The sequence below is a fragment of the Enterococcus sp. DIV1224 genome (assembly GCF_050555455.1).
GTDB classification, from domain to species: Bacteria; Bacillota; Bacilli; order Lactobacillales; family Enterococcaceae; genus Enterococcus_B; species Enterococcus_B lactis.
Map to the genome: position 1 here is coordinate 1 of NZ_CP187859.1, position 14,285 is coordinate 14,285.

Consider the following 14,285-nt stretch of genomic DNA (forward strand, 5'->3'; position numbering starts at 1 on the left):
ATGGTATCCCTCGATGCTTTATGGAATGAATTAAAAGCAACATACCAAAAGGATTTATCGCCTGCTAGCTATAATACATGGATTGAAACAGCGAACCCTCGAACTCTTGATCAAAACCAGCTCGTTGTTGAGGTTCCTAGCAAGATTCATAAAGAATATTGGGAAAAAAACCTGGCAACAAAAATCGTTGAAGTCGGTTATATGCTATCAGGAAATGAGATTATCCCTCGCTTTATTACTGGCGAAGAAGCAGAGCAAGAAGAAGTTGTAGAAGAGAAAAATCCAAAAGTTGCGGCACCTAGTCCGCTAAAAAAAGCCATGCTGAATCCTAAATATACCTTTGATACGTTTGTCATTGGTAAAGGAAACCAGATGGCTCATGCAGCAGCGCTCGTTGTAGCAGAAGATCCAGGTTCTATTTATAACCCGCTCTTCTTTTATGGAGGCGTAGGACTTGGCAAGACTCACTTGATGCATGCAATCGGTCATCAAATGCTGCAAAGTCAGCCTAATGCCAAAGTAAAATATGTAAGTAGTGAAACTTTTGCTAATGATTTCATCAATTCGATCCAAAACAAAACAGCAGAAGAATTCCGTCAAGAATATCGAAATGTTGATTTACTATTAGTAGATGATATTCAATTTTTCGCAGAAAAAGAAGCTACGCAAGAGGAGTTTTTCCATACTTTCAATGCCTTGTACAATGAAGGTAAACAAATCGTTCTAACCAGTGATCGGTTGCCAAACGAGATTCCGAAATTACAAGAACGCCTTGTTTCTCGCTTTGCATGGGGGCTGTCTGTTGATATTACGCCACCGGACCTTGAAACAAGAACAGCGATTTTGCGTAAAAAAGCAGCAGCTGAACGTCTAGAGATCCCAGATGACACGCTGAGCTATATCGCAGGTCAAATTGATTCTAATATTCGTGAATTAGAAGGGGCACTTGTTCGAGTACAGGCTTTTGCTGCAATGAATAGTGAAGATATTTCGACTAGTCTAGCTGCAGATGCGCTGAAAACGTTGAAATCAGGAAAAGGACATCCTCAATTGTCGATTTTGCAGATCCAAGAAGAAGTGGCAAAGTATTATCACATCCAATTGAAAGATCTTAAAGGGAAGAAACGCGTCAAATCTATTGTTGTTCCTAGACAAATCGCTATGTACTTGGCACGTGAGCTCACAGATAATTCATTACCGAAAATTGGTGCTGAATTCGGCGGCAAGGATCATACAACGGTTATCCATGCCCATGAGAAAATCCAGCAGCTGATGGATTCTAGTGTCAGTATGCAAAATGAAGTATCAGAAATCAAAAACTTTTTACTAAATTAATTTGTCGATTCTACCAACTGAAAATAGCATGTGGATAAAAGAAAAAAACAAGCAAAAGTTATGCACACTTTTTCCACAGCTGTTTTTTCGTTTCTCTCTTGCGTTTTTTGAGTTTTCCACAGAATCAACATGCCCTATTACTTTTATTATTCTTTTTAACTAATAATAAATAAACAAACATTCAAAGGAGATACATCATGAAAGTTACTTTAAACCGAGCTAGCTTTATGCAGGAATTGCAAACTGTTCAACGAGCTATTTCAAGCAAAACCACTATCCCTATTTTGACAGGTGTAAAAATCACACTGACACAAGAAAGTTTGACTTTGACGGGGAGCAACGCTGATATATCAATTGAAACTTTTTTGTCTGTTGAAAACGAAAAAGCAAATATGCAAATCGAATCTACCGGATCAATTGTTTTACAAGCTCGTTTCTTTAGCGAAATCATTCGAAGACTTCCTGAAGAAACATTTACTTTAGAAGTATTAGAAAATAAACAAGTAGCGATCACTTCTGGAAAAGCGAATTTTATCGTGAATGGATTAGATGCAGATAATTATCCTCATCTTCCTGTTGTAGAAAGCCACAACCAGATGAAATTACCAGTACACGTATTGACTAAACTAATCAACGAAACAGTTTTTGCTGTGTCGCAGCATGAGAGTCGTCCGATCTTGACGGGTGTGCATTTTATTTTATCTGATCATTCTTTATTAGCTGTAGCTACTGACTCTCACCGTCTAAGTCAACGCGTGATCCCAGTAGAACAAACGGCTGATCATTTTGATATTGTTATTCCTGGGAAAAGTTTGATCGAATTGTCTCGCTCACTGACAAATGAAGAAGAAATCGTCGAAATCAGCATTATGGAAAACCAAGTCTTGTTCAAAACGGAAACAATGTATTTCTATTCCCGCTTGTTAGAAGGAAACTATCCTGATACCAATCGTTTGATCCCATCAAGCTTTAATACAGAGGTCGAATTTTCTGTTCCTAGTTTTCTAGCGGCAATCGAACGTGCTTCTTTACTTTCTCATGAAGGCCGCAACAATATCGTTCGTTTATCCATCCGTCCAGATGCGGTTGTTTTATACGGAAATTCTCCAGAAATCGGGAAAGTAGAAGAAAGCTTGAGCTATACAGCAAGCAGTGGCGATCCATTGGAGATTTCTTTCAACCCGGATTATATGAAAGCAGCGTTGCGTGCATTTGGAGATATGAGTATCAAGGTAAAATTTATTTCCGCTATTCGACCATTCACGTTGGAACCAACGGAAGATGGCGTTCAATTTATCCAATTGATCACTCCTGTACGTACAAATTAACAAAGATTTTCAAAGATATTGAAAATTTAATTGAAAAGAATTAGAAAAAATAAAATTTAAACAGAAGGCCCTAAAATCTCTTTTAAGGCTTTCTGTTTATTTTTGTTTAAATCACCTTTTTTAGATTAAATCGTCTTATATGGAAAAATATATGGATAAATTTGTTTTATTGCGGAAAAAAAGGTATAATAGAGTATACTTTTAATAATGAAAATGAGGGATGGACATTGAAACAACAAGTCATTCTAAATACGGAATTCATGACGTTGGGTCAAATGCTGAAAGAAGCCACCGTTATCGGTAGTGGCGGACAAGCAAAATGGTATTTGGCAGAAAACACTGTGTTAGTCGATGGCGAGCCGGAAAATCGTCGTGGACGCAAGCTTTATCCCGGTATGATGGTTGAAGTTCCAGAAGTAGGAACTTTTTTTATGGTAAAAAAAGGAAACGACGATAATGAGGCTGAATAAGCTGTATTTAAAAAATTATCGAAATTACGAAGAGCTGAACATCGAATTTTCCAAGAATCTGGTCATTTTTTTAGGTGAAAATGCGCAGGGAAAAACGAATCTTTTGGAAAGTATCTATGTATTGGCTATGACGCGAAGCCATCGGACAAGTAGTGAGCAGGAATTGATTGGTTGGAATGACGATCAGGCAATGATCCAAGGAGAGATCACAAAAGGTTCATCCACTCTCCCATTAGAAATCTTATTATCTAAAAAAGGCCGAAAAACCAAGATCAACCATATCGAACAAAAAAAGTTAAGTACTTACGTGGGACAAATGAATGTCATTTTATTTGCACCAGAGGATCTTTCGTTAGTAAAAGGCAGCCCGCAGATCAGGCGGAAATTTTTAGATATGGAATTAGGTCAGATCAATCCAATCTATCTTTATGATCTTGTCCAATACCAAGCGATTTTGAAGCAAAGAAACCAGTACTTGAAGCAACTGAATGAAAAAAAACAAACTGATTTGCTTTATTTGGATATTTTGTCCGAACAACTAGCAGCGTTTGGCAGCAAAGTATTGAAAGCAAGAGCACAGTTTATCAAGCGATTGGAGTTTTGGGCTAATTCTTTACATCAGCAAATCACACATCACAAAGAGCAGCTGGAAATCGAGTATCTCACCGCAGTCGATTCTTTAGAAACACATACGCAAGAACAAATCCAAGAACAATTTCTCGCACTTTTGAATCAAAATAAAAAGAAAGACCTTTTTCGGGGAACGACGACAGTTGGTCCTCATCGTGACGATCTTTCCTTTTTTATTAATCAGAAAAACGTGCAGACTTATGGATCGCAAGGACAGCAAAGAACGACTGCTCTAAGTGTCAAATTAGCAGAAATCGATTTGATCAAAGAAGAGACAGGGGAATACCCGATCCTATTATTAGATGATGTGATGAGCGAGCTGGATGATAATCGTCAGCTCCATCTGCTGGAAACAATCGAAGGAAAAGTTCAAACGTTCTTAACAACGACGACACTTGACCATGTAAAAAATAAAATGACTGTTGAACCTGAGATTTTTTATGTTCGACAAGGGAAACTAAAAGGAGAAGAAACTGAATGACAGAAGAAAGAAGTTTAGTAGAACGCGCTAAAGAATATGATGCCAGTCAGATTCAAGTACTTGAAGGACTTGAAGCCGTTCGTAAACGACCTGGTATGTATATCGGTTCGACTAGTTCTGAAGGTCTGCATCACCTTGTTTGGGAAATCGTCGATAATTCGATCGATGAAGTATTAGCAGGTTTTGCAACAAAAATCCATGTGATTATAGAAAAAGACAACAGTATCACTGTTATTGACGATGGACGGGGGATACCAGTGGATATCCAAGCAAAAACCGGACGTCCTGCAGTTGAAACGGTCTTTACTGTTTTACATGCTGGAGGAAAATTCGGCGGTGGCGGGTACAAAGTTTCCGGTGGTCTTCATGGAGTGGGATCTTCCGTCGTAAACGCACTTTCTACGCAACTTGATGTCAAAGTATACAAAGAAGGAAATGTGTACTATCAAGAGTATCGTCGTGGAGCTGTAGTGGACGACTTAAAGATCATTGAACAAACGGATCGCCATGGAACAACGGTTCACTTTACGCCAGATCCTGAAATTTTTACAGAGACAACTGAGTTTGATTTTTCAAAATTGGCTACCCGAATCCGTGAACTAGCTTTCTTGAACCGCGGGATGCGTATTTCGATTGAGGACAAAAGAGAAGAAGAACCAGTCATCAATGAATACCATTACGATGGCGGGATCAAAAGTTATGTCGAATACTTGAATGCAAACAAAACCGTGATTTTCCCAGAACCTGTATATTTGGAAGGTGAGCAGCAAGATATCGCAGTTGAAGTCTCTATGCAATATACAGACGGCTACCATTCCAATATCATGAGTTTTGCCAACAATATCCATACGTATGAAGGCGGAACACATGAATCAGGATTCAAGACTGCATTAACTCGGGTGATCAATGATTATGCCCGAAAACAAAAGCTGATGAAAGAAAATGATGACAACTTGACTGGTGAAGACGTGCGAGAAGGATTGACAGCTGTTATTTCTATCAAGCATCCTGACCCTCAATTCGAAGGACAAACAAAAACAAAATTGGGCAATTCCGAAGTACGGACAGTCACTGATCGGTTATTTAGCGAGCATTTCATGAAATTCTTGCTAGAAAATCCAAGTGTGGGCCGTCAAATCGTTGAAAAAGGATTATTAGCTTCCAGAGCTCGTCTAGCAGCGAAACGTGCGCGTGAAGTAACGAGACGTAAAGGTGCTTTAGAGATCAGTAATCTGCCAGGAAAATTAGCAGACTGCTCTAGCAACGATCCTGAAAAATGCGAATTGTTCATCGTCGAAGGAGATTCGGCCGGCGGATCAGCTAAGCAAGGTCGTAATCGAGAATTTCAAGCCATCTTGCCTATTCGTGGGAAAATCTTGAATGTTGAAAAAGCAAGCATGGACAAGATCTTGGCAAATGAAGAGATCCGGTCTTTATTTACTGCTATGGGTACAGGGTTTGGAGAAGATTTCGATGTATCGAAAGCTCGTTATCATAAATTAGTGATCATGACTGATGCCGATGTCGACGGTGCACATATCCGTACATTGTTGCTGACTCTTTTTTACCGTTACATGCGTCCAATTGTTGAAGCTGGTTATGTCTATATTGCTCAGCCACCTTTATACGGGGTAAAACAAGGGAAGAATATCACGTATGTACAACCAGGAAAGAATGCAGAAGAAGAGTTGAAACAAGTCGTTGCTTCACTTCCTGCCTCACCAAAACCAAGTGTTCAGCGGTATAAAGGACTTGGAGAAATGGATGATCATCAACTATGGGAAACAACTATGGACCCAAGTAATCGAATGATGGCCCGCGTCAGCGTGGATGATGCTATCGCGGCAGACCAGATATTTGAAATGTTGATGGGGGATCGAGTAGAACCTCGTCGTGCATTCATCGAGGAAAATGCACATTACGTGAAGAACTTAGATATTTAATCATGAAGGAGGAAAAAGAATGAGTGAAGAAATCAGAGAAAACATCCATGATGTCAATCTAACCAGCGAAATGAAAGACTCCTTCATCGATTATGCGATGAGTGTTATTGTCGCACGTGCACTGCCTGATGTCAGAGATGGTCTGAAACCCGTTCATCGCCGTATTTTATACGGCATGAACGAATTAGGTGTGACACCGGATAAAGCCCATAAAAAATCTGCCAGAATCGTCGGAGATGTCATGGGTAAATACCATCCTCATGGGGATAGTGCAATCTATGAGTCAATGGTACGGATGGCGCAGCCATTTAGCTACCGTTATATGCTAGTGGATGGTCATGGAAACTTTGGTTCTGTTGACGGTGACGGTGCCGCTGCTATGCGTTATACCGAAGCACGGATGAGCAAAATCGCTACAGAAATGCTGCGTGATATCAATAAGAATACTGTGGATTTCCAAAGCAACTATGATGACACAGAAAAAGAACCCGTTGTATTACCTGCTCGCTTCCCTAATCTTTTGGTGAACGGAACGACGGGGATCGCCGTGGGTATGGCAACGAATATCCCACCTCATAATTTGTCTGAGGTAGTAGCGGCTATCGATTTGCTGATGGATAATCCTGATGTGACGACCAATGAATTGATGGAAGTATTACCTGGACCAGATTTTCCAACAGGTGGTTTGGTCATGGGAAAATCAGGAATCCGAAGAGCGTATGAAACAGGTAAAGGTTCTATTACCGTACGTGCAAAAGTTGAGATCACTGAGATGCCAAATGGCAAAGAACGGATCCTCGTGACGGAATTACCTTATATGGTCAATAAAGCAAAATTGATTGAACGGATTTCTGAGTTGCACAGAGACAAGCGTATCGAAGGAATTACGGATTTGCGGGATGAATCTTCCCGTGAAGGCATGCGAATTGTCATTGACGTTCGTCGTGACGCCAGCGCATCAGTTATTTTGAATAACTTATACAAATTGACATCCTTGCAGAATTCATTCGGATTCAATATGTTGGCAATCGAAAAAGGCGTGCCGAAAGTTTTAAGTTTGAAACAAATCCTTGAAAATTATATCGAACATCAACGCGAAGTCATCACACGACGGACGGTCTTTGAAAAAGAAAAAGCAGAAGCAAGAGCACACATCTTAGAAGGTTTGCGTATTGCTTTGGATCATATCGATGAAATCATTGCGATTATCCGCGGGTCTAAATCAGATGACGAAGCAAAAGCAACAATGATCGAACGGTTCGATTTATCCGATCGCCAATCACAAGCTATCTTAGATATGCGTTTGCGTCGATTGACCGGTTTGGAACGGGAAAAAATCGAAAATGAATATCAAGAACTATTGAAACTGATTGAAGATTTGACTGACATTCTGGCAAGACCCGAACGTGTCACAGAAATCATCAAGAATGAATTAGCAGACTTGAATCAACGATTTGGTGATAAACGACGCACAGAATTACTAGTCGGTGAGGTCTTAAGTCTAGAAGATGAAGATTTGATTGAAGAAGAAGAAATCGTTATTACATTGACAAACAATGGTTATATCAAACGTTTGGCAAATAATGAATTCAGAGCTCAACGAAGAGGCGGGCGTGGTGTCCAAGGAATGGGTATCCACAATGACGACTTCGTCAAGAATCTAGTTTCTTGTTCTACCCATGATACATTGTTATTCTTTACGAATAACGGAAAAGTGTATCGGGCAAAAGGATACGAAATTCCAGAATACGGGCGTACAGCCAAAGGAATCCCAATCATCAATTTGCTGGGTATCGACTCGAGTGAAAGCATCCAAGCAATTATTGCGGTGACGGGAGAAGCAGAAGAAGGCCACTATCTTTTCTTTACGACGCGTCAAGGTACAGTTAAACGTACGTCTGTCACTGCTTTCGCTAACATTCGAAGCAATGGCCTGATTGCAATTGGTTTGAAAGAAGATGACGAATTAGTCAATGTTCTATTGACAGACGGACAGTCAAATATCATCATTGGCACACATAACGGCTACTCTGTGACCTTCAAAGAAGAAGCAGTCCGCGATATGGGACGTACAGCTTCCGGCGTCAGAGGGATACGTCTGCGTGAGGAAGATTACGTCGTTGGGGCAGCCTTGATGAAGGAAGACCAAGAAGTACTGGTGATTACAGAAAAAGGTTACGGAAAACGGACCAAAGTATCGGAATATCCAGTGAAAGGCCGCGGAGGTAAAGGGATCAAAACGGCGAATATCACTGAAAAAAATGGTCCACTAGCCGGATTGACCACTGTTTCTGGAAATGAAGACATCATGCTGATTACAGATAAAGGTGTGATTATCCGTTTCAACGTATCGACTGTTTCTCAAACTGGACGTTCAACATTGGGTGTACGTTTGATGAAGATGGAAGCTGATACGAAAGTCGTCACAATGGCAGCAGTCGAGCCAGAAGCGGTAGAACAAACAGTTGAAGAGCAAGCAACAGAAGAATAACCATCAAGACTAAGTGTGTAAGCTAGCAAGAATGACCGATTAAAAAATCTGGTTATTCCTGCTAGCTTTTTTGATTAATTGAATTTCTCTTAAAATATTTGAAACTGTTTATTCTGTATTGCTTTTGACCAAAATAGAGTGTATAATCAAAGCTTGTGAGTAGTCTAATTAATTAGATAACTCTCCTTGCTCTTAGGAACCTAAGAGCCGAAAGTCCACAGGGAGGTGAATATCAATGGAAAACACGAAATATGAAATCATGTACATTATTCGTCCAAACATTGATGAAGAAGCAAAAACTGCTTTAATCGAACGTTTCGATGCAATCTTGAAAGATAACGGAGCAGAAGTTATCGAATCAAAAGATTGGGAAAAACGCCGTTTCGCTTATGAAATGAACGGTTACCGTGAAGGTATCTATCACATCGTTAAAGTATCTTCTCCATCATCAGCAAATGCTGTCAGTGAATTTGACCGTCTTGCTAAAATCAACGACGATATCATTCGTCACATGATTGTTAAAGAAGAAGCTTAATTGTTGTTTCATGTGAAACAATAGAAAAACGATGAGAGGAGATGACTATTTTGATTAATAATGTTGTATTAGTTGGACGTCTGACGAAAGATCCAGATTTGCGTTACACAGCAAGTGGTACGGCAGTCGCAACATTTACTTTGGCTGTGAATCGTAATTTTACAAACCAAAGCGGCAATCGCGAGGCTGATTTTATCAACTGTGTGATTTGGCGCAAATCAGCAGAAACTTTAGCAAACTATGCTCGTAAAGGAACACTTTTAGGTGTTACTGGACGTATCCAAACTCGTTCTTATGATAATCAGCAAGGACAACGTGTATACGTAACAGAAGTAGTAGCTGACAACTTCCAATTGCTGGAAAGTCGTTCTGCATCTGAAAATCGCCAACAAAGCGGCGGATTCCAAAGTTCTGGTCAATCAGCTGGCGGATTTGGCGGAAACAATAACTCTAATCAAACATCTCAATCATCCAACGGTATGCCTGATTTCGACCGTGATACTTCTGACCCATTCGGCTCAAGTTCAACGATCGACATTTCAGATGATGATTTACCATTCTAAACGAATTTGATAGGAGGGAAATAGAATGGCACAACAAAGAAGAGGCGGACGTAAACGTCGTAAAGTAGACTACATTGCTGCTAACCATATTGAATATATCGATTATAAAGATATCGAATTACTAAAAAGATTTATTTCAGAACGCGGTAAAATCTTGCCACGTCGTGTAACTGGTACAGGCGCTAAAAACCAACGTAAAATTACTGTTGCAATCAAACGCGCACGTATCATGGGCTTGCTACCTTTCGTTAGCGAAGACTAATAAATCCGAGGAATTGAATGACTGATCCTTTTGATCAGCTATTCAATTCTTTTTTTTCTGTAAAAATAACCGATATTCGTTTAGTCGCTTGAATGACGAAAGTTATGGTAAAATCAAGTTAGTCATATATGGGAGGAAAATTATGGAAAATAAAAACAATCATTTATCCCCAAAACCTCTCTTCCTTATCCTGTTTATACTAATCGAAGTATTGGTAGTCTTAATTTTACCATTTCGTTTTGTTAGCGCTTCGGTCATTCTTTTGATGAATTTATGGGGCGTTCGCTATTGGTTGAAAATGAAACGCTGGCTTACTTTAAATAAACGTGAAAAAATCCAGCAGGCTTCGACCGTAGCCGAAACAAATCTGGCTTATGTCTCAGAAGTCATGCCTGTAGGAGTGATTGCTTATCAGCCATCAAGCCAAAAAATCGAATGGCTCAATCCTTTAGCATTGAAAGTCAAAGATCAAAGTGGATTAACAGAGGAAGAATTGTTAGATACTTTTTTTACTGCAAAAGAAAAAAAGAAAAACCAAGTCTATCTAGCAGATAAAACATTTCAGTTTGATATGGATACAGTAAAGGGTGTCGTTTATTTTAATGATATCACCCAAAACCAGTTATTGAAACTTCATCAGGCGAACAGTCAGCCAGTGATCGGTATTTTATCTATTGATAACTATGCAGATGCTATTGATAAATTGGATGACAAAGAGATTTCTTATTTGAACTCTTTCGTCACTACACTTGTTTCTGACTGGATGAATGAATACCATGTCTTTTTCAAAAGAATCAACGCAGAACGGTTTTTCTTCGTCGCGCAGATGATCGATCTGAAAAAGATGATGGATAAAAAATTTGATTTGTTGGATCGCTTTCGAGCAGAAGCTGAAAAACAGAGCTCGCCTATCACCTTGAGTATGGGGATTGCTTATGGCGCAAGATCCCTCGATGAAATCGGTGGAGAAGCTCAGAACAATTTAGATGTTGCTCTAGTCCGCGGAGGCGACCAAGTTGTCGTGAAAGAGGTAAAAGAAGGAGCGAAACCTGTTTATTATGGCGGTAAATCAGCTAAGAATGTCAAACGCACGCGTGTCCGTTCTCGAGCGATGAGTACTGCTTTGCGCCGGATTTTTGATGAAACAGGCGATGTGTTCATCATGGGACACAAATTTCCGGATATGGATGCTTTAGGCTCTGCTTTTGGTGTCAGTTGTCTTGCACGCTTCAACCAGAAAAAGGCTTATATCGTTATCAACGAGAACGAGATCATTCCAGATGTAGAACGTTGTCTCGAAGAAATCCATAAACATCCAGAATTAGAAATGCAATTGATCTCTCCAGAACGCGCCATAGAGCTGAAAAAAGATGAAGACCTCCTCGTGATGGTGGATTATCATAAACCTTCTCTATCGATCTCTCAGAGCCTATATGAGCAATTTGATAAGATCGTGATCATTGATCATCACCGCCGGGGGGAAGAGTTTCCAAGCAAGCCTTTGCTGACTTATATCGAATCTTCAGCCTCTTCCGCTTCAGAGCTAGTTTCTGAACTGATCCAATACCAAAGCAGCAAAACGAATCGCTTAGATCGTTTTGAGGCCACACTATTACTTGCAGGGATGGTTGTAGATACGAATAGTTTCAATGTTCGTACAACTGCACGAACTTTTGATGTTGCCAGCTATTTAAGGTCTTGTGGAGCAGACGCATCCTTAGTACAATATTTATTGAGCTCGGACTTAGCGACATACTTGGAAATCAGTCATTTGATTGCTGGAAGCGAGTATGTGACTTCTGATATTGTTGTGGCGGCAGGAACAGATGAAAAAGAGTATAATAGTGTCATAGCGGCAAAAACAGCAGATACACTGCTTTCGATGATCAATATCAACGCAGCTTTCGTCATTACGAAGCGGACAGACGGATTGATTGGGATCAGTGCCCGAAGTACCGGTACGATCAATGTCCAAATCATCATGGAATCCTTAGGTGGTGGAGGACACTTCACAAATGCAGCTACTCAACTGGAGAATACGACAGTTGAAGAAACAAAACAGAAGCTTTTTGCTGCAATCAAAGAAAATATGAATCAAATATATGATAAGGAGTAATCCAAATGAAAGTAATTTTTTTACAAGACGTAAAAGGAAAAGGTAAAAAAGGGGACATCAAAGAAGTTCCAGCAGGTTATGCACAAAATTATCTAATCAAAAATAACTTGGCAAAAGAAGCAACGAAAAGTAGTATCAGTCAGTTAGCTGGACAGAAGAAAGCCCAAGAAAAACACGAAGCTGAAATCTTGGAAGAAGCTAAAAAATTAAAAGACTTCTTGGAAAAAGAAGATACGGTAGTCGAGTTAAAAGCAAAAGCAGGGGAAGACAGCCGTTTGTTTGGATCGATTCCTTCAAAACAAATTGCTGAAGGGCTAAACAAACAATACAAAATCAAATTAGATAAACGAAAAATCGAACTAGAAAACCCAATCCGTTCACTAGGCTACACAAACGTACCTGTGAAGTTGCATCATGAGGTGACGGCTACGATCAAAGTTCATGTCGTACAAGAATAACAAGTCTTGATAGTGATGTTCAGCTGGTAAGAAGAACCAGAAGGAGAAAAGACAAACCGAAATTTATCTGAGAAAAGCAGCTGCAGCAACAAAAGCACAAGCTGCATATCGATTTCAGATTGATTTCGGTTTCTTTTTTGAGAACAGTAAAATAGCATGAAGAAAACGAGTATAATAAAAGAGAGCTATTTTTTTATGATACTTTCGATGCGAATGATGACTTTTCCATCATTTTCTTGTAAAATGAAGCAATTGAAGACAAGGAGCGATACGTATGAATGAAGTGTGGCAGGATCGAATCCCACCGCAAAATATTGAAGCTGAACAAGCGGTTCTAGGCTCTGTTTTTCTTGATGCAGAAACGATCATTGATGCCATGGAGTACATAGAGCCAAAAGACTTTTATCGTCGCGGCCATCAAATTATTTTTGAGACAATGATCGAGTTGAACGATCGTAATGAAGCGATTGACGTTGTTACTGTTAAAGACCGGCTAGAACAAGCAAATTTGTTAGAAGATGCCGGTGGTTTAAGTTACCTATCAGATTTGGCTTTAGCAGTTCCGACAGCAGCAAATATCGTCTACTATGCGAAAATCGTTGAAGAAAAATCATTATTGCGTACATTGATTCAGACAGCAACAGGGATCGTTACAAAAGGATTCGAGCAAGGAGAAGAAGTTCAGACGATCTTAGATGATGCAGAACGCAGTATCTTGGAGGTTTCGGAAAAAAGAAATCGAAGCGGCTTTTTATCCATTGCTGAAGTACTGAACTCAACGATTGAAAATATCGATCGACTAGCTCAAAACAATGAAGAAATCACAGGCCTACCAACTGGCTATCAAGGTCTGGACAAAATGACAGCAGGTTTCCAGCCCGAAGAACTAATCATTCTGGCTGCCCGTCCAGCGGTAGGTAAAACAGCGTTCGCATTGAATATTGCTCAAAATGTAGGAACCAAAACAGATCGTTCTGTTGCGATATTCAGTCTGGAAATGGGGGCGGAATCTCTTGTAAATCGGATGCTTTGTGCAGAAGGTTCGATTGAAGCTAGCCATTTGCGTACAGGTCAGCTTTCGGAAGAAGAATGGTCGAATCTGATCGTTGCGATGGGAAGTCTTTCTCGAGCAAATATTTTTATCGATGATACACCAGGGATCAAGATCTCTGAAATCCGCGCGAAATGTCGGAAACTAGCGCAAGAAAAAGGCAACCTAGGCTTGATATTGATCGATTATTTGCAGTTGATTGAAGGGAACGGTAAAGAAAACCGTCAACAAGAAGTATCAGATATCTCCCGCCAACTGAAAAAACTGGCAAAAGAACTGAAAGTACCTGTTATTGCTCTTTCGCAGTTGTCTCGTGGAGTAGAACAGCGACAAGACAAACGTCCAGTACTAAGTGATATTCGTGAATCCGGATCAATCGAACAAGATGCGGACATCGTAGCCTTCTTGTATCGGGATGATTATTATGAAAGAGAAGGCGGAGATGACGATGATGGAAATGAGCCAAAAAATGACAACGTCATCGAAGTCATCATCGAGAAGAACCGAAGCGGTGCGCGAGGAACAGTTGAACTGCTGTTTATCAAAGAATACAATAAATTTTCGTCGCTTTCGCCAAGAGAAGAATTTTAAAGAATAGGTTGTGAAAGCAGCGTTCAGCCTT

12 protein-coding genes are annotated in these 14,285 nt (G+C 40.0%); all 12 read left to right on the top strand.

Features of this window, described 5'->3' with window-relative positions:
- The 12 genes from dnaA (at window position 1) to dnaB (ending at window position 14,254) form a co-directional block, all read left to right on the top strand.
- Entirely contained in the window at window positions 1-1,335 is a 1,335-nt protein-coding gene (gene dnaA / locus IGK53_RS00005; protein ID WP_002293122.1) for a chromosomal replication initiator protein DnaA, read from the top strand.
- Window positions 1,336-1,532: 197 nt separating this feature from the next.
- On the top strand, window positions 1,533-2,663 hold the full coding sequence (gene dnaN / locus IGK53_RS00010) for a DNA polymerase III subunit beta (protein ID WP_430604835.1): 1,131 nt from the start codon (window positions 1,533-1,535) through the stop codon (window positions 2,661-2,663).
- 227 nt (window positions 2,664-2,890) lie between these two features.
- Window positions 2,891-3,133, top strand: a complete 243-nt coding sequence (yaaA, locus tag IGK53_RS00015; protein WP_002293125.1) for a S4 domain-containing protein YaaA — start codon at window positions 2,891-2,893, stop codon at window positions 3,131-3,133.
- The gene (gene recF / locus IGK53_RS00020) at window positions 3,120-4,244 is read left to right on the top strand and encodes a DNA replication/repair protein RecF (protein WP_002293126.1); all 1,125 of its coding nucleotides are present in this window, start codon (window positions 3,120-3,122) and stop codon (window positions 4,242-4,244) included. The genes yaaA and recF overlap by 14 nt, the downstream gene beginning before the upstream one ends.
- Entirely contained in the window at window positions 4,241-6,187 is a 1,947-nt protein-coding gene (gene gyrB, locus IGK53_RS00025; protein ID WP_002288364.1) for a DNA topoisomerase (ATP-hydrolyzing) subunit B, read from the top strand. Before recF ends, gyrB begins: the two co-directional genes overlap by 4 nt.
- 19 nt (window positions 6,188-6,206) lie before the next feature.
- A complete protein-coding gene (gyrA, locus tag IGK53_RS00030) occupies window positions 6,207-8,678 on the top strand; it encodes a DNA gyrase subunit A (RefSeq protein WP_002293127.1) in 2,472 nt (823 codons plus the stop codon).
- Between the two features lie 235 nt (window positions 8,679-8,913).
- Window positions 8,914-9,213: a 30S ribosomal protein S6 gene (gene rpsF / locus IGK53_RS00035; RefSeq protein ID WP_002293129.1), complete on the top strand. Its 300-nt coding sequence runs from the start codon at window positions 8,914-8,916 to the stop codon at window positions 9,211-9,213.
- A gap of 50 nt (window positions 9,214-9,263) precedes the next feature.
- Window positions 9,264-9,776, top strand: coding sequence for a single-stranded DNA-binding protein (gene ssb / locus IGK53_RS00040; protein ID WP_002288368.1), 513 nt, complete (start codon window positions 9,264-9,266; stop codon window positions 9,774-9,776).
- Window positions 9,777-9,801: 25 nt separating this feature from the next.
- On the top strand, window positions 9,802-10,038 hold the full coding sequence (gene rpsR, locus IGK53_RS00045; protein ID WP_002288370.1) for a 30S ribosomal protein S18: 237 nt from the start codon (window positions 9,802-9,804) through the stop codon (window positions 10,036-10,038).
- Window positions 10,039-10,180: 142 nt separating this feature from the next.
- Window positions 10,181-12,154, top strand: a complete 1,974-nt coding sequence (locus tag IGK53_RS00050; RefSeq protein ID WP_002319563.1) for a DHH family phosphoesterase — start codon at window positions 10,181-10,183, stop codon at window positions 12,152-12,154.
- Window positions 12,155-12,159: 5 nt separating this feature from the next.
- Window positions 12,160-12,612 (top strand): 50S ribosomal protein L9, encoded by a 453-nt coding sequence (gene rplI, locus IGK53_RS00055; RefSeq protein WP_002293132.1) that lies wholly within the window; start codon window positions 12,160-12,162, stop codon window positions 12,610-12,612.
- A gap of 274 nt (window positions 12,613-12,886) precedes the next feature.
- Window positions 12,887-14,254 carry a replicative DNA helicase gene (gene dnaB / locus IGK53_RS00060; protein WP_002288373.1) on the top strand — a complete coding sequence of 456 codons (1,368 nt, stop codon included), beginning with the start codon at window positions 12,887-12,889 and terminating at the stop codon, window positions 14,252-14,254.
- Window positions 14,255-14,285: the final 31 nt, after the last annotated feature.

What these genes read in the sequence shown, in the direction of transcription:
- dnaA (WP_002293122.1), top strand. Translation starts at nt 1, where the DNA reads ATGGTATCCCTCGATGCTTTATGGAATGAATTAAAAGCAACATACCAA.
- dnaN (WP_430604835.1), top strand. Translation starts at nt 1,533, where the DNA reads ATGAAAGTTACTTTAAACCGAGCTAGCTTTATGCAGGAATTGCAAACT.
- recF (WP_002293126.1), top strand. Translation starts at nt 3,120, where the DNA reads ATGAGGCTGAATAAGCTGTATTTAAAAAATTATCGAAATTACGAAGAG.
- gyrB (WP_002288364.1), top strand. Translation starts at nt 4,241, where the DNA reads ATGACAGAAGAAAGAAGTTTAGTAGAACGCGCTAAAGAATATGATGCC.
- gyrA (WP_002293127.1), top strand. Translation starts at nt 6,207, where the DNA reads ATGAGTGAAGAAATCAGAGAAAACATCCATGATGTCAATCTAACCAGC.
- rpsF (WP_002293129.1), top strand. Translation starts at nt 8,914, where the DNA reads ATGGAAAACACGAAATATGAAATCATGTACATTATTCGTCCAAACATT.
- rpsR (WP_002288370.1), top strand. Translation starts at nt 9,802, where the DNA reads ATGGCACAACAAAGAAGAGGCGGACGTAAACGTCGTAAAGTAGACTAC.
- IGK53_RS00050 (WP_002319563.1), top strand. Translation starts at nt 10,181, where the DNA reads ATGGAAAATAAAAACAATCATTTATCCCCAAAACCTCTCTTCCTTATC.
- rplI (WP_002293132.1), top strand. Translation starts at nt 12,160, where the DNA reads ATGAAAGTAATTTTTTTACAAGACGTAAAAGGAAAAGGTAAAAAAGGG.
- dnaB (WP_002288373.1), top strand. Translation starts at nt 12,887, where the DNA reads ATGAATGAAGTGTGGCAGGATCGAATCCCACCGCAAAATATTGAAGCT.